Source organism: Salinibacter sp. (genome assembly GCF_042218895.1).
Taxonomy (GTDB): domain Bacteria; phylum Bacteroidota; class Rhodothermia; order Rhodothermales; family Salinibacteraceae; genus Salinibacter.
The window spans coordinates 2,127-21,857 of record NZ_JBDGQQ010000045.1; the positions used below are offsets into that span (position 1 = coordinate 2,127).

At 64.5% G+C, this 19,731-nt stretch carries 16 protein-coding genes and 1 pseudogene; 12 read left to right on the forward strand and 5 right to left on the reverse strand.

Annotation, left to right across the window (positions count from 1 at the left end):
* The coding region (locus ABEL04_RS05040) for a hypothetical protein (RefSeq protein ID WP_375801296.1) at positions 1-464 on the forward strand (464 nt) is incomplete at its 5' end.
* 98 nt (positions 465-562) lie between these two features.
* Positions 563-1,984 (forward strand): amidohydrolase family protein, encoded by a 1,422-nt coding sequence (locus ABEL04_RS05045; protein WP_375801297.1) that lies wholly within the window; start codon positions 563-565, stop codon positions 1,982-1,984.
* A gap of 426 nt (positions 1,985-2,410) precedes the next feature.
* Here the strand turns inward: ABEL04_RS05045 and ABEL04_RS05050 are convergent, their stop codons facing one another.
* Both ABEL04_RS05050 and ABEL04_RS05055 read right to left on the reverse strand, forming a co-directional pair.
* On the reverse strand, positions 2,411-2,665 hold the full coding sequence (locus tag ABEL04_RS05050) for a hypothetical protein (protein ID WP_375801298.1): 255 nt from the start codon (positions 2,663-2,665) through the stop codon (positions 2,411-2,413).
* Between the two features lie 322 nt (positions 2,666-2,987).
* The gene (locus tag ABEL04_RS05055) at positions 2,988-3,776 is read right to left on the reverse strand and encodes a TrmH family RNA methyltransferase (RefSeq protein ID WP_375801299.1); all 789 of its coding nucleotides are present in this window, start codon (positions 3,774-3,776) and stop codon (positions 2,988-2,990) included.
* Positions 3,777-3,994: 218 nt separating this feature from the next.
* On the opposite strand from ABEL04_RS05055, the gene ABEL04_RS05060 reads away from it, so the two are divergent.
* From ABEL04_RS05060 to ABEL04_RS05080, 5 genes are all read left to right on the forward strand, one after another.
* Positions 3,995-5,299 (forward strand): Glu/Leu/Phe/Val dehydrogenase, encoded by a 1,305-nt coding sequence (locus ABEL04_RS05060; RefSeq protein WP_375801300.1) that lies wholly within the window; start codon positions 3,995-3,997, stop codon positions 5,297-5,299.
* Positions 5,300-5,395: 96 nt separating this feature from the next.
* Positions 5,396-7,354 carry an Ig-like domain-containing protein gene (locus ABEL04_RS05065; protein WP_375801301.1) on the forward strand — a complete coding sequence of 653 codons (1,959 nt, stop codon included), beginning with the start codon at positions 5,396-5,398 and terminating at the stop codon, positions 7,352-7,354.
* Between the two features lie 56 nt (positions 7,355-7,410).
* Complete coding sequence (locus ABEL04_RS05070; RefSeq protein WP_375801302.1) at positions 7,411-9,018, forward strand: NAD(P)H-hydrate dehydratase; 1,608 nt, start codon at positions 7,411-7,413, stop codon at positions 9,016-9,018.
* A gap of 98 nt (positions 9,019-9,116) precedes the next feature.
* Positions 9,117-9,503, forward strand: coding sequence for a hypothetical protein (locus ABEL04_RS05075; protein ID WP_375801303.1), 387 nt, complete (start codon positions 9,117-9,119; stop codon positions 9,501-9,503).
* 196 nt (positions 9,504-9,699) lie between these two features.
* Complete coding sequence (locus ABEL04_RS05080; protein ID WP_375801304.1) at positions 9,700-10,356, forward strand: energy transducer TonB; 657 nt, start codon at positions 9,700-9,702, stop codon at positions 10,354-10,356.
* A gap of 126 nt (positions 10,357-10,482) precedes the next feature.
* On the opposite strand, the gene rpiA is transcribed toward ABEL04_RS05080, so the two are convergent.
* From rpiA to ABEL04_RS05095, 3 genes are read right to left on the reverse strand one after another with little or no spacing between them, the layout of a single operon-like run.
* Complete coding sequence (gene rpiA / locus ABEL04_RS05085) at positions 10,483-11,178, reverse strand: ribose-5-phosphate isomerase RpiA (protein ID WP_375801305.1); 696 nt, start codon at positions 11,176-11,178, stop codon at positions 10,483-10,485.
* 56 nt (positions 11,179-11,234) lie between these two features.
* Positions 11,235-11,735, reverse strand: a complete 501-nt coding sequence (locus tag ABEL04_RS05090) for a GNAT family N-acetyltransferase (RefSeq protein WP_375801306.1) — start codon at positions 11,733-11,735, stop codon at positions 11,235-11,237.
* Between the two features lie 56 nt (positions 11,736-11,791).
* Positions 11,792-13,921: an ATP-dependent helicase gene (locus ABEL04_RS05095; RefSeq protein WP_375801307.1), complete on the reverse strand. Its 2,130-nt coding sequence runs from the start codon at positions 13,919-13,921 to the stop codon at positions 11,792-11,794.
* 346 nt (positions 13,922-14,267) lie between these two features.
* On the opposite strand from ABEL04_RS05095, the gene ABEL04_RS05100 reads away from it, so the two are divergent.
* From ABEL04_RS05100 to ABEL04_RS05120, 5 genes and pseudogenes are all read left to right on the forward strand, one after another.
* A complete protein-coding gene (locus ABEL04_RS05100; protein WP_375801308.1) occupies positions 14,268-15,197 on the forward strand; it encodes a ParA family protein in 930 nt (309 codons plus the stop codon).
* 74 nt (positions 15,198-15,271) lie between these two features.
* Positions 15,272-16,249 carry a ParB/RepB/Spo0J family partition protein gene (locus tag ABEL04_RS05105; protein WP_375801309.1) on the forward strand — a complete coding sequence of 326 codons (978 nt, stop codon included), beginning with the start codon at positions 15,272-15,274 and terminating at the stop codon, positions 16,247-16,249.
* Positions 16,250-16,338: 89 nt separating this feature from the next.
* Positions 16,339-17,052, forward strand: coding sequence for a DUF5683 domain-containing protein (locus tag ABEL04_RS05110; protein ID WP_375801310.1), 714 nt, complete (start codon positions 16,339-16,341; stop codon positions 17,050-17,052).
* A gap of 498 nt (positions 17,053-17,550) precedes the next feature.
* Positions 17,551-18,864: an aminotransferase class I/II-fold pyridoxal phosphate-dependent enzyme gene (locus ABEL04_RS05115; RefSeq protein ID WP_375801311.1), complete on the forward strand. Its 1,314-nt coding sequence runs from the start codon at positions 17,551-17,553 to the stop codon at positions 18,862-18,864.
* 118 nt (positions 18,865-18,982) lie between these two features.
* Positions 18,983-19,731 (forward strand): annotated as a pseudogene (locus ABEL04_RS05120) (hypothetical protein); the annotation flags it as partial.

The window sequence follows — 19,731 nt, forward strand, 5'->3', positions numbered from 1 at the left end:
CCCGTTGGCGGGAAGCCCCGACAGACCTACCCTGCAAGACGCAAGAATTCGAAGTGAGAAAGCGTCTTCTGTTCGTCTGCACCGGCAACACGTGCCGCAGCCCGATGGCCGAGGCCCTTGCTGAGGCGCAGGGCCTCGCGGCGGAAAGCGCTGGAGTATCGGCCCAGGTCGGGGACCACGCCGCCCCGAACGCGGTTCGGGCCCTTCGAGACGCCCGGGGGCTTTCGCTGCGGGACCACGCGCCCCGCGACGTGGCCGACGTGGACCTTGCGACTGTCGACCGAGTCGTGGCGATGAGCCCGGCGGTTGCCCACCAACTCCAGGCCGAGCACGACGTCGAGTCCGGGACGCTCGTCACCTGGGCCATCTCCGATCCGTACGGAGGATCGCTCGCCGACTACCGGTGGTGCCTCGAACAGATCGCCGCCGCATTGGACGACCTCGTCTCCCCAGACCAGACGTAGGTGAAGAAGGCGGTACCCTGGGGCAGGGCTTGATCCCGACAAGCTCCTTCCCGTAGCTTGCGGGGGCATCACGAATCTGATTCCAGTTCCGATCCCCCATGGCCGCGCATCACCGCACTCGACGCCGCGTGCTCCTCATTGTGTTTCTCCTCGGGATCGCGGGCTCTGGGCTGGCACAGGCCCAACACACGACCGTCCTGCGGGGCGGACGGCTCTTTGACGCCACCGACACGACCCTCACCAAAAATCCCGGCTTGGTGGTGCGGGCCGGGACGATTGTGGACCGGGGCGCAACGAGCCTCGACACGACCGGCGCCCGCATCCTGCGGCTCGACGACGAGCACGTCATCCTGCCGGGCTTCATCGATCTGCACGCGCACTACGCAGTTGACTTCTTCGATGAGGGACGGGTGGAGGAGACGGAGGGGTATCCGCTACTCTATCTCGCCAATGGGGCCACCACCACGTTTACCGCCGGCGAGATGCAGCCGAAAAAGATGCAACGGCTCCGGCGTGCCATCGCCCGGGGCGACCGCATCGGGCCCCGCATCCTCACGTCCGGCCCCTACTTCGGCAAGGCCCGACCGGGATGGGACACCACTCGTACCCCCGCCAGCATCCGGCGAGAAGTCGATCGGTGGGCTGCCCGCGGGGTGGAGCACTTCAAAGCAAAACGGATGCGGGCGGAGCTCCTCCAGGCCCTCATCGACCAGGCCCACCAGCACGGCGCCACCGTGACAGGCCACCTCGGATCCGGGTACGGCCAGAGCGTAAACCCACGCACCGCCATCAACATGGGCATCGACCGCGTCGAGCACTTCCTGGGCGGCGCCCAGCTGCCCGCCAGTGCCCCGGCGTACGACTCGCTTCCCACGGCCACGCCCGACGAGCCGGCCTTCGACCAAATTACCCAGCACTTTCAGGAGCACAACGTCTTCTTCGACGCCACCATCACGGCCTACGGCTACTACGGCACTCGGGAGTCACATATCTACGCCGACTGGCCGAATGCCCAGCGGTACCTCACGTCATACCTGCGGTCCGTCCTTACCGAGAAGGAGTATCAGGATCCGGTCCCGCGATTCCAGAACATCTTTGAGCTGAAGCTCGATCGCATCAAGGCGTTCTACGAGGCAGGGGCCGGAGACCTCATCACGCTGGGCACCGACCATCCAAGCTGGGGCGAGTACCTCGCGCCCTTCGGTGTGCACCGGGAGCTTCAGGCCTTCGTAAGGGCGGGTCTTCCCGAGGCCGCTGCGCTCCGGATTGCTACGATCAACGGCGCCCGGGCCCTCGGCATGAGCGACCAGACCGGCACGGTGGAAGTGGGCAAGTGGGCAGACCTCGTCGTGGTACAGGGCAATCCGCTGGCCGATATCCGCAACACCCGCAACGTGGAGTGGGTGATGACGCGCGGTCGGCTCCACCGGGCTCAGGCCCTTCGCGACGCTGCGCGAGGAACAGTCGGCCCCGAAAGTGCAGCCGAGGCCGACGCGTTCAAACCGGAGAGGTCGCCGTAGGTAGGCCGGGTCGGATCCCTGACGTCTGGACGCCGTCGGTGTCCAGTCGAAAACGCGGAGGGGCCTCCGAGCAGGGACACCGGAGATCAGGGCCCTGTGGCGGCCTGATTACCGAGCAGCGACGGCCGTGCGCGTCGTCCAAAGGGAACCGCCCGTGTCGGTTTAAGCGGATGGACAGGGAGCTGCTCGGTGGCTCCGGAGGGCCGAAACGGCGCTCAACCGCGTGAATCGGTGCTTTTTGCCCGACTGTGAGAGCCTCGTCGTTGGAGGTCCTGCAGATCGAGTCGAACCGGGTGGGGGCGGCCACTGCCAAGACCCATGCGGATCACCCTGCCGTCGCCAGAGGTCCGGCTGTCGAACGTCTGTTGCGCGCCGCAGATCGCCCGGGCAGGGCACGACGGGCCCGACCCTGAGAACGAGCGGCCGTCACCACTGCTCGTAGTGGTCAACGATTTCGTTGAGGTTGTCGTGCTCCCCCTCGATGATGCCGACCACGAAGAGCCCCGTTGCGTCCTCAAGCTGGGCCAGGGCTTCGGAATCGGGAGGGCGGCGCCCCTCGGTCTTAATAAAGGTGTCTTCGATGGCCTTCCGGGCGGCATCGGCCGGGTCGTTGGCCGTCGCGACGCTCGAGAACGGATCAAAGCCATCCTTCTCGAAGCCGATGATCGTGTAAGTGGGCATGCTTTGGGAGGTGCGTTGACGGTGGGACAGGATTGAGAGACGAACCGTCGACTCCCAATGAATGAAGGGCGTCGCCGTTTCCTCCGTGCCGCCCCAGGACCGGACGAGGACGAAAAAACGGAGACAGCAGGCGAAGAATTCGCACGGAATGATTGCTGGCAAAACGCTCGTTTCGACAAAGAAAAAAGCCCGGACCCCCACCAAGAGACCGGGCTTCGGGAGAAGTGCTTCCCGTGAGAAATGCGCCCGGTAGACACATTCCTCCTCTACAGTCTAACGTCGACAACAATTTTTCACATCATGCGGCGTAAGCCCAGATGAGTCAGCCCCCGAGCCACTCGTACAGCAGGATGCCTCCGGCGACAGCCACGTTGAGGGACTCGACCGCGGGCCGGTCTTGAGTTCCGGGCAGCGCGACAGGGAGGTCGAGTCGATCGAGCACTGCCGCGCTAAGGCCGTGGGCCTCGCTGCCTAGCGCGAGCGCCGAGGGGTGGTCTGGGGTCCACGCGTGGGCCTGCACGCCCTGAAGGTCCGCCCCATAGAGCGCTACTCCGTGGCGACGCAGGCGTTCGAGCAGGGGACCGAGGGGGTCTGCGCGGGCCAGCTGGAGAGGCCAGTGCCCCCCGGCCGCCGCGCGCATCACTTTCGGGCCGAACAGCCCTGCCGTGCCGGGGCCAGCCACGAGGGCCTGTGCGCCAAACCAGCTGGCAGTTCGCAGAAGGGTTCCCACGTTCCCGGGATCCTGCACGCCATCGAGCAGCAGGGCCGTGCCGGCATCACCGAGACGACCGGGCAGCGTGGCCGGATCGACAAGGCGGCGCTCGACGACGGCCACGAGCCCCTGCGGGGCCGCTACGTCCGTGATCTGGTCCATCATAGACGTGTCGGTGACGTGCACCGGAACCGACAGTTGGTCGAGGAGGGCCTGCACCTCCGCGTCGTCGAGGGCCTCATGGGTCACCACGGCATCGACGAGGGGAGCCTCTGCGTCGATGGCGGACTGAAGGGCTCGGCGCCCCTCAATGAGGGTCTGGTTCGTGCGGCGGCGAGCGCGGCGACGGGTGAGGGCAGCGATGGCCTTGCGGCGACGATTGGAAAGGGGGGAAGGCATGGAGGCGCAGGAGAGAAATCGGAAAGGAGGGGAAAGGAGGTCAAAAAATCGCTCAGCGGGGCAACCGTGATCGCTGTTGATCGTTCATCCTCGTCCTGGCCAGTACAGGCCCGTCTTCACAGACACAAATGCGAGTTTTCGGTGTATCCCATCGGCGGGAGGGGGGAGGCCCGCTCGGTGGCTCCTCTCGGCTGCTATTGGATCCCGTCCTCAGTCCTATGCCCTTCAAATTCGACGTCCAGAAGCGTGCAGCGTATCGCGAGCCGGCCCCAATCGATCGCGACACTCCGTTCCAGTCCATGATGGAGCGGTTCGACGTGGCCGCCGAAATTCTAGAGCTTACTCCCGGATTCTACGAGTATCTCTGTCGCCCGGCACGGATGCACGTGACGTCGATCCCCGTCGAGATGGATTCGGGACGCATTAAAGTGTTTGAGGGATATCGCGTCATTCACAACAACGTTCTCGGCCCGAGCAAAGGGGGCATTCGGTTCGCCCCGGACGTGACGCTCAATGAGGTGAAGGCCCTGGCCGCCTGGATGACCTGGAAGTGCTCCCTCGTGGACCTTCCATTCGGGGGGGCGAAAGGAGGGGTCGTGTGTGATCCGGAAGAGCTGAGCCCGAAGGAACTCGAGCGACTGACGCGCCGGTACACCGCCGATCTATTCGACGTGTTCGGGCCGGATAAAGACATCCCGGCGCCTGACATGAACACGAACGAGCAAATTATGGCGTGGGTGCTCGATACGTACTCGATGCACGCCCGCCGCACCGAAAACGCTGTCGTGACGGGCAAGCCTGTCGCACTGGGGGGGTCGAAGGGCCGTCGGGAAGCCACGGGGCGTGGTGTAATGACAGTTGCGCTCGCCGCGATGGAGCAGCTCAGTCTGACCCCGAGCGACTGCACGGTGGCCGTGCAGGGCTTCGGGAACGTGGGGGGGACCGCGGCCCGATTGCTCGCGGAGCAGGGCTGCACGGTGGTGGCCGTCAGTGACGTGACTGGCGGCTACTACAACAAGAGAGGTCTCGACCTCGAAGAAATGCGGGCACACGTACGGCAGAACGGGGGCACGCTGGCGGGCTACGAAAAGGCACAGTCCATCACGAACGAGGAACTCCTTACGCTCGATGTCGACGTGCTCGTTCCGGCGGCCAAGGAGGACCAAATTGACCGCGAGATCGCTGAGGACCTCGGGGCCCGGATCATTGCGGAGGGGGCGAATGGGCCTACCCATCCGGAGGCCGACGAGGTGCTCGCCGAGAAGGAGGTGCTCGTGATTCCGGACATTCTAGCCAACGCAGGGGGCGTAACGGCGTCCTACTTCGAGTGGGTGCAGAACCGGGAGGGCTTCTTCTGGACCGAAGACGAGGTCAATCAGCGACTTGATCGGATGATGCGGCGGGCGTTCGACAAAGTATACGCCACGGCCGACGAACACGACGTGTCCCTCCGAATCGGTGCCTACGTACTGGGGGTCCGCCGTGTGGCCGAGGCGCTCCGCATGCGGGGCATTTATGCGTGAGGAGGATCGACGGGACGGGAGGATCAATTCGGCGTCTCTGCTCCGAAGAGGCCTCCTTCGCCCCTGCAGAATGCATCAGGGCAAATAGCAAAAAGCATGGATTGGACTGCACGCTTCTGGGGGCGTTGTCCGGACGCTGTTCTCCCCGCCACCGCTGCGCTTCTCATTCTGCTGGCCGGGTGCGCCAATCCGGTGCCCCCAAGCGGGGGCCCCCGAGACGACACCCCGCCCTCGATTGTCCAAAGCCGCCCCGTGCGCGACACGGTCAACGTGTCGACGGACACCGAGGTGCTGCGCATTGAGTTTTCGGAGTACATTGAGCGCAGCAGCCTCCCACAGGCCCTCTCAGTGACTCCCCCCTTCGAACGTCGGCCGCAGTTTGACTGGAGTGGACGATCCGTCGAGATCAGGTTCCCGCGGTCCCTCCGGGACAGTACGACCTACATTTTCACGCTCGACAACAGCTTGAGCGACGCACACGGGGTCTCGCTTGAGAACCCGATCGCCGTAGCGTTCTCCACGGGCCCAAAGATTGACCGGGGCCAGATTCGGGGGCGCGTTGTGAGCGGCCGACGGGGACGTCCTCGGAAGCGGGTGAACGTGTACGCGTACGCCCTTGCACCGGATGCAGTCGCTCCACCGCGTCCCCTGCCGGACCAGCCCAGTTACCGCACGCAGACGGGGGAGGAGGGACGCTTCACGCTCGGCTACATGCGTGAGCAGCGCTACTACGTTGTGGCTCTTCGGGACAACAATCGCAACCGGACGCCGGACCCGACTGAGCCATTTGCCGTTCCCCCCCGTTTTGCCCTCCGGGCCGACAGTGGGGCGGCAGAGATTCCGGTGCCGTGGCTGCTCACCCGAACCGACACGATCGCGCCGACGCTCCAGCGCGTTCGGCCAGTGAGCCGGCGTCGCTTCCAGGTGCGATTCGACGAACCAATCCGGCTTCGGTCGCGGAGTCCCGCGGCGTGGGCCCCCCGAGACTCGACCACAGGGACACGGGCCGAGGTGCAGGCCGTCTATGCGAGCCCGAACCGGGACAACGCCGTAACAGTGCGCACCGTCCCGATGCAGGATGCCCAGTACGTCCTGACGCTGGGGCGCGGGGTGGTCGCCGACACCGCGGGGCAGCGCCTGCCCCCGGACACAGCTCGCTTCCGGGCCAGCACGCGCGCCGACACGATGCGCACGCGGTTCCAAAGGTTTTTGCCTACCGATCTCGCGCGGGACTCGACGGGCGCCCGTCCGCTCCTGCCAGGCGTGCAGCCCGGCGTACGCTTCAACCGCCCCCTGGACAGCGCCGCCCTGCGCCAGGGGCTGAGCGTCCGCGATACGACGGGGCAGCCACGAGCGTTCTCGGTCTCCGCCGAGTCGGGGGCAGCGTATCGACTTCGGTTCGATCCGCCCCTTGCCCCGGGCCAGTTCGTTGACGTCGCCGTCGCGGGTACGTCTTTCGCCGCGGCGGACACGACGTACCGCCGCCGGTTCCGGCGCGTGACGCGCCGCGCACTCGGGGGACTTCAAGGGAGCGCTATCGTCGCCGACACGACCCGACAACGTCCTCGTGTCGCGGCGGATACCACAGCTCTCCGGGTGCCCCCATCGCTTACAGGCCGTGAGACCGCTGATCGTCTCGCCATCCCTCCTCCCGACACCTCGGCACAGCCCCGGCGCGCTCGTCTGGATTCTCTCTTCTACGAGGGGCCTGTCGTGGTTGAGCTCGAAGCGGCCGAGTCGTCACCACCCGTTCGGCCTCGCCGCCTAACCACGTCCCCCGGAAGCACGTTCGTATTCAAAGAGCTCCCAGAGGGCGGATTTCGGTTCCGGGCGTTTCTCGACCGCGACGGGGACGGACGATGGGAGGGAGGTAGCATACAGCCCTACGTGCCTGCTGAGCCGGTAACGTGGATTAACGAGCCCGTCGATGTCCGGCCCCGCTGGACGACGGAACTCCCGGCTCCACTGCGTCTTCCTGTTCTCGCGCCGGTGCCCTCCCAACGAGAGGACGTATCCCCGAAGGCGTCCCCGGCGCTTCCCGGGCGGAACCGTTGACCCTTAATTCCCCGACGCATCTGCATCCGTCGAATCGTCAGTGTTATCCCCCAATCATGGAAGCTTCTACTTCCAGCGCGCTGTGCCCGCCCGCCCTCACGGCCGACGCCATGCGGGAGGCCGACCGGTACACGATCGAGGACTACGGGCTTCCCAGCCTTACGCTGATGGAGTCGGCCGGCCGGGGCGCCGCCGAGCACATCCAGCGTGTCCACGGGCCACTGGAGGGGGAGGCCGTGGTGGTGCTCTGCGGGAAGGGAAACAACGGGGGCGATGGGCTCGTCGTGGCCCGGCGACTCCTGACCTCCGGGGCGCAGGTGCATGTCGTTCTAACGAGTGCCCCCGACGAGCTGAGCGACGACGCGGCTCACAATCTATCTCTACTGCGCCAGCTCGCAGAGGAGGGAACGGTTCAACTCACCGTCGACCGGCTCGGCGACCTCGATACGCTTACAGAAACGGTTGCCCCCCTCTCGCCTCGCCTCTACGTCGATGCCCTCCTCGGAACAGGGCTCACGAGCGAGGTGCGCGAGCCGATTCGAAGTCTCGTCGAGTGGCTCAACGAGCGCGGCGCGCCCACGGTGTCCCTCGACGTACCAACCGGGCTTCACAGCGATACGGGGACCGTCCTCGGCGTCGCCGTCCGCGCGGATCAGACCGTGACGATGGCGGCGCCGAAGGTCGGCATGCTGGTCGGGGACGGACCGGTGCACACGGGAGAAATTGACGTGGTCGACATCGGCATGCCTCCATTCGTGCTCGACCGTGTCGTGGACATGCCCGGGTGTGCCCGCCAAACGACCGACGCGGCCGTTCAGTCGTGGTGGCCGGAGCGGGCCCACGACGCGTACAAGTACAGCGCAGGAACGGCGCTGGTCGTGGGGGGAGCCCCACAGTACACAGGCGCGCCGGCTATGGCGTCGAAGGCGGCTGTGCGCAGCGGGGCCGGGTACGTACGCTGTGCCTGTCCGGGCTCGGTACAGCCGTCACTTGCCGCGGCCCTCACGACGATCCCGACCCTTCCCCTACCGGAAGGCGAGAATGGCCTGGCACCGGGCGCGGCGCTCGACGCGCTTTCCGACATCCTGGATGCCGCCGACGCCCTGCTCGTAGGGCCGGGCCTCGGCCGAGCGCCCCAGACGGAGCGCTTCGTGCGACGTCTGGTGCAGGAGACCGACCTTCCCCTCGTGCTCGACGCCGATGGGCTCAACGCACTCGCCGAACACATGGACGAGCTGTCCGACTCCGCCGGGGGGCGACGGGTTCTGACTCCGCACGCCGGGGAGTTTCGTCGGCTCGCAGGCGAGGACGTCAACCTCACCGACCGCGTTCGCGTCGCCCAGGCCTATGCAGACCGGTGGAGCGCTGTGTGTCTGCTCAAAGGGGCCCCGAGCATTGTCGCGGGGCCGGACGGCCGCACGTTCGTGGCCGGCATCACCACCCCGGCCCTCGCCACGGCCGGCACCGGCGACGTGCTGGCGGGTCAGTGCGTGGGGCTTCTGGCACAGGGCGTTCCGCCGTTGGAGGCCGCCGCCGCTGCGCTACACCTTGGTGGGGCCGCGGCGGAGCGGTACGGAGCCACCCGCGACCCCCGTACCATGGCGGCCACCGATCTGCTCGACATGCTTCCCCGCGTGGCCTCCGAACGCTTCGGGCGCCGGTAGCCGCTCCGACCGGCAAGCAAGAGGGTCCTCGACGCAGCGAACGGATCTCTCGTGTCGTCCCCAACTCCTTCCCTCATCCATTGCGCCGCCTTTTGTCGATGAGAACCGTCCACTACCGCCTGCTTGCTGCGCTCTGGACGATCGGAATCATCGTGGCGGTGACCGTCCCAACCGGACGTCTTCCTGAGCCGCAACCGACGGCCGGGATCGATAAACTCGTCCACGTGGTCCTCTTCATGGGCTTCGGGATCCTCTGGCTGCGCGGATTGTGCCCGCCAGGCAGTCCCGAGCTGTCGACAGGCGTTCCACGGCGGAGCATTTTCTTTTTTCTAGCCGGGACCCTCTTCGCAGTGGGCACGGAGGTCTATCAGCATCTCGTTCTGGTCGGGCGTACCGGCGATCCGTACGACGCTGCGGCGGATCTTCTCGGGCTCCTGATGGCTCTCGGGAGCTACCACGCCTACCATGGACGATGGACGGAGTGATCGCCAGCAAAACCTGTGGCTTGGCCTCCCGGCTGCATGAGCGCGAGCAGGAACTGGGCGGCGGCGAACAGCGGCCCCAGGCGAGACCGAAACATCGGCGAAGCGCTCATGTAAACAGGCTCACCGAACTTATGAAGGCATCGTTCAGGATAGTTGTACGGTGCCCGCGCCACCTACTGAACAACGACCGCTCGCCATGGCCCTACGCAAGAAGGAAGGGGCGGATCTCCGCGAACAGTACCCGCTGTACGTGGAGATTGGCCTCGTTCTCTCCCTCGCGCTCCTCATCGTTGCCTTTCGAGCCGACCTGTCGACCGGCGAAGGCATGCAGGTGAACATGCAACAGCAGGAGACCGTCGACATGAAACAGATTCAGCAGACCAAGCAGAAGAAGAAACCGCCCCCACCCCCGAAGCCTCCGGTCCCGCAGGAGGTGCCCAACAACGAAGTCATCGAGCAGAAGGACCGGGACTTCGATGCATCGCTCGACATGGACCAGTCCTTGGGTACGCAGGGCCCCCCTCCGTCGAAGAACGAAGGCGAGAAGGAGGAAAAGGAAGTCTTCGTGGTCGTTGAGCAACAACCCAAGTGTGGGGGCGTCAAGGCCCTTCAGAAGAAGGTGGAGTACCCCGAATTCGCCAAGAAGGCAGGCATTGAAGGCCGGGTCTTCGTGCAGTTCATCGTGAACGAGCAGGGCAAGGTTACCAGCCCGAAGGTGACCCGAGGGGTCCACAAGCTGCTGAACAAGGCCGCCCTCAACGCAGTCAGGAAGCTGGACTGTAAACCGGGCAAGCAGCGCGGTGAGGCTGTGAAGGTGCAGATGTCGCTGCCCGTAACGTTCCGCCTGCGGTAGGCCACAAGTTTTTCCGTTCTGGACCGGTTCAGGCGCGCACCGCGGTGGAACCCGCGGTGCGCGCTTTTTTGTGGGGCCTTCTGGCAGGAGTGCGGTCCGGCGAGCCAAAACGGAGAACGCTACGCCTCAAGACGCAGACCGGCGGTCGACTGAGCCGTCGGGGTAGCCTACGAGCAGGTCGTCCGTTGCCTCCAGAAACAGACCGTGGTCGAGGACGCCCGGACGGCTGCACAGCAGTTGATCGAGCTCGTTGGGCGACGTGATTCCGTCGGGGAAGTAGGCATCCACAATCCAGAGCCCCTGGTCGGTCACGACCGGTCCGTCCTTGGCGTCGGCACTTCGGAGCTCCGGGGTCGCGCCTGCTTCCTCCAGCGCATGCGCCACAGGCGTCACAGCCATCGGGAGCACCTCCACCGGGAGCGGAGCACGGGTGCCGAGCCGGTCGACCTGCTTTGTAGGATCAGCGAGCACGACGAAGCGCTCCGCCTGGTGGGCCACCACCTTCTCCCGGGCATGTGCCCCCCCGCCGCCCTTGATCAGTCGAAGCGCCTGGTCTACCTCGTCGGCCCCGTCGAGCGCGAGGTCGAGTGTAGGGGCATCGTCGAGCGAGATGAGGGGAATGTTGCAGGCACGAGCCCGACGCTCGCTGCCGAACGAGGTTGGGACTCCCCGTACGCTGATCTCGTCTTTCCGGATGCGTCGACCGAGGGCGTCGAGGGCGTGGGCTGTCGTAGAGCCCGTCCCGAGGCCCAGGCACATTCCGTCGCGTACGAGTTGGGCTGCCGCCTCCCCGGCAGCCTGCTTAGCAGCGTCTCGATCCATTTGCGTGAGGTGTTTGGGCCGGTCTTACCAGACGGAGCCCCTACATCGTCGTTGGGTCAACCTCCTGCGTCGTCGAAGGTCCACTCGAAGCGAAGCCGGTAGTCCTGGTACTGAGGGCTGTACCCGGCCCGGACAACGTCGAAGCCCTCGTTGAGCCCGAGGACCGTCATGCCGGGATGCTTGTTCGGGAACGTGTCGTAGACGAAGCGCTCGTAGCCACGCCTCTCGACGATGGCGAGCATGGCGTAGAGGAGAGCCCGTGCGATGCCATTGCGCCGGTGCGAGGGATGGACGCCGCCCTTGGCGCTGTAGAACGTGGCCTCGTCGAGCTGGTAGCCCACCTTGAAGCCAACGGCGGTCTCGGCAATCCGGGCCAGCAGCATCAAGAGGTCGTCCCGCTCGAATGTCTTGATGACGCTCGGGTCATCGAAAATCTCGGTATTAAGACGACGAATCGTATCAATTTGGGCCATCCCGACTTCGGAAATCTCAAGCGGCACCTCTGCCGCCTCAACCGCATCGGAGAATGGAGAGTGAGGATCACGCTTTTTCTCCATGGTGGGAAAGAGATGTTGCGCCACGGATCGGAGGAGCGGAGCAATCACCAACCGAACTAGAAGGGAAGACCGTCGGCGTCGGTAGGGTCGTCTGGAGGCCCCGATGGATTCTGTGCTGATTTCTCGGAGGAAGGCGCTGCCTCGCCGTTCGCAGACGGGGCCGATGCGTCGTCTGCCTCCGGGTCCTCCACCGCGTCCTCTTCGACGAGCTGCACCGGTTCGAGGAGGGCCTCCGGCACGTCCTCGACAAAGCGGCTTGGCGTCGTCATGTATTCCCCCTGCCCCCGGCGATACTGCGTCATCGGGTACGAGATGAAGAGGTTTTCCTCCGCCCGCGTGATGGACACGTAGAACAGGCGAAGCTCCTCGTCGACCCCGCCGGGCTCGCGCAGGGCGTGACGGGATGGAATGGTGCCGTCGAGGGCGCGAATAAGAAACACGGTGTGGAATTCGAGCCCCTTCGCCGAGTGGATGGTCGAGAGAACGAGTGGAGGTTCCTCGTCCTCGGTGGCCTCCTGCTCCAGGGCCGTCAGCTCGATCGGGTCGAGGGTGAGCGAGGATAGGAACTGCTGGCGGGTGTCGTGGTTGGCGGCGAGTCCTGCGAGGTGCTCCAGATCTGGGGCCCGCTTGGGATGATCGTCGGCGTACTCCTTCTCGAACAGCGGCTGGTAGTAGTCGAGGATTGCCTCCACCTGCTCGGCCACCGTCGTGTCCTCGTCGCGGACGCGGTGAAGAGTAGCGAACAGCTGCTTGAGACGACGGGCGTACCGGTCGGAAAGCGGAGCGTCGTCGCCGAGAACCAGGGGGTCGTCGGCCGTCTCTGTGGCCCACTCGATCAGTGAGCGCGCTGTTTTGGGACCGATGCCGTGGATGAGCTGGAGAATCCGATTCCAGGACGCCGCGTCCTGCGGGTTCTCCACCACCTTCAGGTGAGCGAGCACATCCTTGATGTGGGCCGCCTCGTTAAGCTTCATCCCGCCGTACTTGACGAATGGAATGTTGCGGCGATTCAGCTCCACCTCAAGATCGTAGGCGTTGTGTCCGTTGCGGAAGAGCACGGCAATGTCACTGAGTGGGACGTCCTGCTCACGGAGGCGGAGCACCATTTGCGCCACGAAGCGTGCCTCCATGTCGCCGTCGGCCGCCGGAACGAGGGCGGGGCGCTCCCCCTCTGTCTTCTCCGTGAAGAGGGTCTTGTCGTAGGAGCGATCGGCCTGCTCGATGACGTGGTTGGCCAGGTCCAGGATCGGCTGGGTGGAGCGGTAGTTCTGCTCCAGCTTCAGGATCTCCGCATCGGAGAACGTGTCGGGAAAGCGGAAGATGTTGCGGAAGTCGGCCCCGCGAAACTGGTAGATGCTCTGCGCGTCGTCCCCCACCACAGTCACGTTGCCGTGGACGGAGGCGAACTGGCGGACGAGTTTTGCCTGCAGGACGTTCGTGTCCTGGTACTCGTCCACCAGCACGTGTCGGCAGCGGCTCGCCACCTGGTGGCGAATGTCATCGTGCTCTTCGAAAAGCTCCAGGGTGCGACGCAGCAGATCATCGAAGTCCATAAGCCCGTGGGACTTCTTGTACTGCCGGTATTCGCGCCGCAGCGCCGCCAGGTCGTCGTGCAGGGTCGTAAATTGTGGATAGCGCTGGGCGAGAACCTCCTCAAGCGTCTCGTCGCGGTTGGTCGCCGACGAGAACATGGAGCGCAGCGTGTTCTTCTGCGGGAATCGCTCGTCGCCGTCCCCGTAGTCGCCCTGTGCGCGAAGCACGCTAAGCACATCGGCGGCGTCGGCCGCATCCAAGACGGTAAAGCTGCGAGGGAATCCGAGCGCCTCGGCGTGCTGGCGTAGCACTTCAAGGCAGAACGCATGAAAGGTGCCGCCACGCACCCGCTCGCAGCGTCCGTCGAGCAGACTCGACGCCCGCGCCGTCATGTCGTCGGCGGCCCGGCGCGTAAACGTGAGCAGGACGATCTGCTGGGGACGCGTGCCCGTTTCGACTAGGTAGGCCAGGCGGTAGATGAGGGTGCGGGTCTTGCCGGTGCCCGCCCCAGCAACGATGAGGAGCGGTCCGTCCCCGGCTGTAGCGGCCGCGTACTGCTGGGAATTGAGATCATCCTCGTAGTCAATGGTGAGATTTTCCGGGGACTCAGGGACCTCGTCCTCCTCCGAACGCAGAACAATGCGGCGCGCCATAGGGAAGAGCAGAATCGATCTTACAGCTCGGCGAGGAGGGTCCGTCCGGGACGGACGGGGCAGCAGAACGCCCCACGGACTGAACACTGCCCGGCGGGTGCCGGTTGGGTGATCAGCTTTGGTACTGAGCAAGTGCAACCGGTGCGATAAACCCCGCGTCGGAACGAGTGATCCGACCAGGACCGGTTGGGTCCTTCCGGACGCACACGCGGTGGACATCGAGCCGCGTTGCTTCTTACATTGGTCCGACACACCCACTCAGGAGTTGATCCTTCTGTCCGGATCATCTCCGTCGAGCAACATTCTGCGTCTCTCCCCTCCGAAGAGTGAGACCGTCCACTCCCTTATGGGAAAAGTCATAGCAGTCGCGAACCAGAAAGGCGGAGTTGGCAAGACGACCACCGCTATAAACCTCGCTGCATCGCTGGCGGCGACGGAACGCTCCACGCTCCTCATGGACATCGACCCGCAGGCCAACTGCACCTCGGGCATTGGGATCGAGCCGGACGAGGTTGAACACTCTGTCTACGAGGTGCTCATCGGAGAGGTGGACGCCGCAGAGGCGGTGATGACCACGGAGATGCCGTTCCTTGACATGATCCCGAGCCACATCGATCTCGTGGGGGCCGAGATTGAGATGATCGACGAAATGCAGCGAGAGAAACTCCTTAGCAATGCGCTGCCACGAGTCCGGCGCAAGTACGACTTCGTCGTCATCGACTGCCCCCCCTCCCTCGGCCTGCTGACACTGAACTCACTCACCGCCGCCAACTCGGTGCTCATTCCAGTACAGGCCGAGTATTTTGCCCTCGAGGGATTGGGCCAGCTGCTCAACACAATCAAGATCGTCCGTCAGCACCTCAACCCCGACCTGGGGATTGAGGGGGTTCTGATGACGATGTTCGACACGCGCCTCCGGCTCTCGAACCAGGTGGCCGAAGAGGTGCGCCGTTACTTTGGGGATCGGGTGTTCGACACCATCGTGAAGCGCAACGTGCGACTTTCGGAGGCCCCGAGCTTTGGGAAGCCGGCACTCCTGTACGAGGCCTCCAGCACCGGTGCGCAAAATTACATGGCGCTGGCACGCGAGATCATCGAGCAGAACGAGCCGTCCACAGAAGAGGACACCTCCCCCGACAGCAACGAGGTTGGCGATGCCGGAGGTGCCGTCGGGTCGTCCGCGGACGGGCAGGCCGGGGTCTCGGGCGCCATCGGCAACCAGTCAGCGAAATCGGAGGAGGACTCAACGACCCCCGCCGACGAGCTCTCCGTGTAGGCGCGGCAGCCTTCGCGCGCAGTACCTCCGGACGACGACCTTTCTCGTTCCTTTTTCTCGACCCCTGGTCCCAAATGGGCAAGAAATCAGCACTTGGCAAAGGGCTCAACGCGCTCCTTCCGGAAGACCAGGACGAGCAGGCCTCGACGGAGGACAGCGCGGGTGAAGACGAGGCCGAGGGGCAGAGTGAGCTTTATCGATTCGAGGACGGTACGCAGCTTCTGGGCCGGGTGGCCGAGGTGGCCGTAGAGCGGATTCGCCCGAACCCGTACCAGCCCCGCCAGGAGTTCAGCGAAGAGTCCCTCGATGAACTAGCGGCCTCGATCGAGCAGATTGGGGTCATCCAGCCCATCACCGTGCGGGCGCTGGAGGACGGGCAGTTCGAAATCATCTCTGGCGAACGGCGGCTGCGTGCAGCCCGCCGGGCCGGGATCGAGCACCTGCCGGCGTTTGTTCGGGAGGCCAACTCCGCGGAAATGCTCGAGATGGCACTCGTCGAAAACGTCCAGCGCGAGGAGCTGAATCCTATCGAAATCGCCCTCGGGTACCAGCGCCTCGTCGAGGAGTGTGGCCTCACCCAGGAGGAGGTGGCCGAGCGGGTGAGCAAGAGCCGCGCGACCGTATCGAACTTTCTCCGCCTGCTCCGTCTTCCGCCCCGCATCCAGGCGGCCCTGCGGGACAAGGAGGTCACCATGGGGCACGCCCGGGCCCTCATCGCGATGGACGACGAGGAGGCTCAGGTTGAGCTCCTCGAAGAGGCCATCGCGGACGACCTCTCCGTCCGCGAGATTGAGGCCCGAGTTCGGGCGTGGCACGAGGACGAGTCAGACGAGCCCTCGGAGGACGAATCCTCTCCTTCCTCTGGGGAGCCGATGTCCGCGTCGCCAGAGCGCACCGACTTGCAGCTTGAGGAGCTCCGCCGTAAGCTTCGCTCTCGATTCAGCACCCAAGTGCAAATTACGCACAAGAAGAACGGGGAGGGGACGGTCGAACTCTCCTATTATTCAGAGGAAGACCTCAACCGCCTCGTGGAGCTCATGATGGGACGGTGACGCCCGGAGACCGAGTCTGAGAGAGCCCTTCGTCCTTCGGGCGTGGGCCACTCGCATTCTCTGGTTCCTTGTCCAATCCCTATCCTCCCATGGTTCGGTGCAGTGTGGGGGTCTGTACGGTGCTGTTGTGTCTGATCCTAGGGGGGGGACCCGCGGCACACGCCCAGCCTGACAGCGTCCGGGCGGCCATCCTCAAAGAAAAGGGATTTTCGCCGGAGCACTCACCTCGCAAGGCCCTCTGGCGAGCAGCAGCAGTTCCGGGATGGGGGCAGTTCTATAACCGCCAATACTACAAGATCCCGTTCGTCTACGCCGGACTGGCAGGACTGGCGTACGCCATCTTCAGGATGAACCAGAACTACGTCCTCTACCGGCACGCCGCCGTCTTTGCCCGGGGACAGGCCCTCCAGAACAAAGGTCGAACCATTCCGGATGCGATCTCCGACTGGAAGGCATTCAGGGACGACTACCGGAAAGTCGTCCGCGAGGCGGGAGGCAATACCGAAAATCTGGAAGATCTGCCGCTGGGCGGATCACAGCTCCGACGTGTGCGGGACAAGTTTCGGCAGCGGCGCGACCTCTCAATCTTGGGAACGGGACTGTTCTACGCGCTCACTATCCTGGACGCGTACGTCAGCGCGCATCTCCTCGCGTTCAACGTCGACGACAGGGTCGCCCTCAACGTCCGTCCCGTAGGGGGAGCGCACGCCCTCCTTCGAGGAACAGGGCAACGAGGGCTGCGAGGCGCCTTCCCACCGGCCACGCCGGGGGGGCCTGGGCTCCGCGTTCGCGTGTCGTTCTGAGTATCCAGACTCTGCACGGCGAATGGATCGACACCGACACCCGGATGGACCGATGTGCACGGGGGGCGTCCAGGCGAGTCCTGCAGCAGCACGCCCTGAGATCGTGATATTTGAGAAACATAACACCGCCTTGATCAGAAAGGCAGAGAGGGTTAAACTCCCTACCAAACCCTCGGCGAAGAAAAACGGAAAGGTCATATGTAAAACTGTCCACAATCCTGTGGGATATGCGGCGTGGAGCCCCTTCCGAGATAAGTAGCCCCGAAACCCCCTTGCCATGATGCGTACAGGATACCTCTCTTATCCATCCCCACGGCGCTCAGACCTGGGGAACGGACGAGGCATCCCTACAGCGTGTTACTTTTCCCCGAGACAATGCGACACTAAGTAGTTGGCGCATCCCTACTTTTGGAAAAGCTTTTGGGACGCTGCGTCTTTTCCCACCGCCTGTGTTTCTCCCTTCTAGCGTTCTGCCACGATCAGTATATCCTCACTCACATGACCACACCCGACCACCAACGGCCCCACGAGTCTGCTCGGTCCGACGGGCCCGATTCGGACGTCTCCGTGCAGGACGACCTGCCAATCTTCGAGAAATGTCACCGGTTCTTCGACCCGTCGGGGGACTACGCTAGAGTCAAGCAAGCAGACCTTTATCCGTACTTCCGACCGATTGAGCAGAGCGAAGGCACCCGCGCCGTCATGGACGGTGACGAGCTCATTATGGCGGGCTCAAACAATTATCTCGGGCTCACCTCAGACCCCCGTGTCAAGGAGGCGGCACAGGAAGCCACGGCGAAGTACGGCACCGGGTGCACGGGCAGCCGCTTCCTCAACGGCACGCTTGACCTGCACCTCGAGCTGGAAGCGCGGCTTGCCGACTTTATGGGGAAGGAGAAGGCTGTCATGTTCTCGACGGGCTACATGACAAACGAGGGAGTCCTTGAAGCTGTGGCCGGTCGTGGCGACATCATTTTCTCCGATAAGGACAACCACGCCTGCATCGTTGCCGGGACGCAGAAAAGTCTTGCGGAGACGAAGCGGTACCGCCACAACGATTTCGATCACCTTCGCACGATGCTGGAGCGGGCGCACGCCGAGCGGCCGGACGCAGGGAAGCTGATTGCCACCGACGGCGTCTTCTCCATGAGTGGAAAGATCGCGCGGGTTCCCGAACTGCTCGACCTCGCGGAGGAGTTTGACGCCGCCCTCATGCTCGACGACGCCCATGCCATCGGCACAATCGGGCCAGGCGGACGCGGCTCGGCGGCCTCATTTGGGCTGAAGGACGAGGTGGACCTGATCACAGGCACGTTCTCGAAGAGCTTCGCCTCCATTGGCGGGTTCTGCGTAGGCGATCGCGACGTGGTCGAGTATATCCGCCACGAGGCGTCTACGCACGTCTTCAGCGCATCGATGCCCCCCTCCACGGTCGCCACGGTCCTGAAGTCGTTGGAGATCCTTCAAAATGAGCCCGAACGGCTCGACCGCCTCCAGGAGATCTCCGACTACATGCGCGACGGCTTTCGCAATCTCGGGTTCGACGTGTGGGAGAGTGAGACCCCCATCATTCCGGTCGTCATCGGCGACATGGAGCAGTGCTTTCGGTTCTGGCGGGCCCTGATCGACGAGGGCGTGTTTGTGAACGCCGTGGTGCCGCCGGCCGTGCCGAAAGGGCAGGCCCTCATGCGCACCTCCTACATGGCCACCCACACCGACGAGGAGCTCGAGCGCGTTCTCGACGCGTTCCACAAGGTGGGCAAGAAGCTCGGCGTGATCGGCACCAACGGCCATGGCACGACTGTCGAGTAGACCCGATCCTGAACAGCGAACGCACGCGGCCCGTAATGACGCCGTCGCTCCCCGAGTTGTCGTCGGGGAGCGGCGGCGTTTTCTCATTGTCCCTGTTGCAGCACCCCGGTCGAGCCGAATGTCGACGTCAAACGACGTGACGGTCCGCCCCGTCGACGGGTGGTGGGACCGCAAGGCGTTCATCGATTGGCCGTACGAATTCTATCCGGATCGCTACCCGCGGTGGGTGCCGCCCCTGCGCCGCGACGTGAAGGATACGCTCGACCCGTCCTCGAATGCCTTCTTCGAGCACGGCGACATGCAACTCTTCTTGGCCGAAGACGCCTCCGGCGCCGCCGTGGGCCGCATCGCCGGCATCGTCAATGGCATGCACCTGCAAAAATACGAGGACGCGACCGGGTTCTTCGGCTTCTTCGAGTGCGTGGAGGACTACGCCGTGGCCGAGGCCCTCCTCGATGCCGCTGCCGATTGGCTCCGCCAGCAAGGCCTGGAGCACATGCGCGGCCCGGCCAACCCGTCGCTCAACGACACCGCCGGCCTCCTGGTGGACGGCTTTCGGTTCCCTCCCTCCATCCTCATGCCCTACAACCCGCCGTACCACGAGGACTTCCTGCGGCGGTACGGTTTCCAGCGCATCATGACCATGTGGTCGTTCTACGCCCACATCAAGTACGCGAACATGGAGCGGCTGCGCCGGGGCACCGACATTGCGAAGCGGCGTACCCCGGGGCTGAACGTGCGTACACTGGACATGGATCGGTTCGACGAAGAGGCAGACGTCGTGCGGGAGATCTACAACGAGGCCTGGTCCGACAACTGGGGCCACGTGCCCATGACGGAGGCCGAGTTCGAGCAGCTGGCCGACGA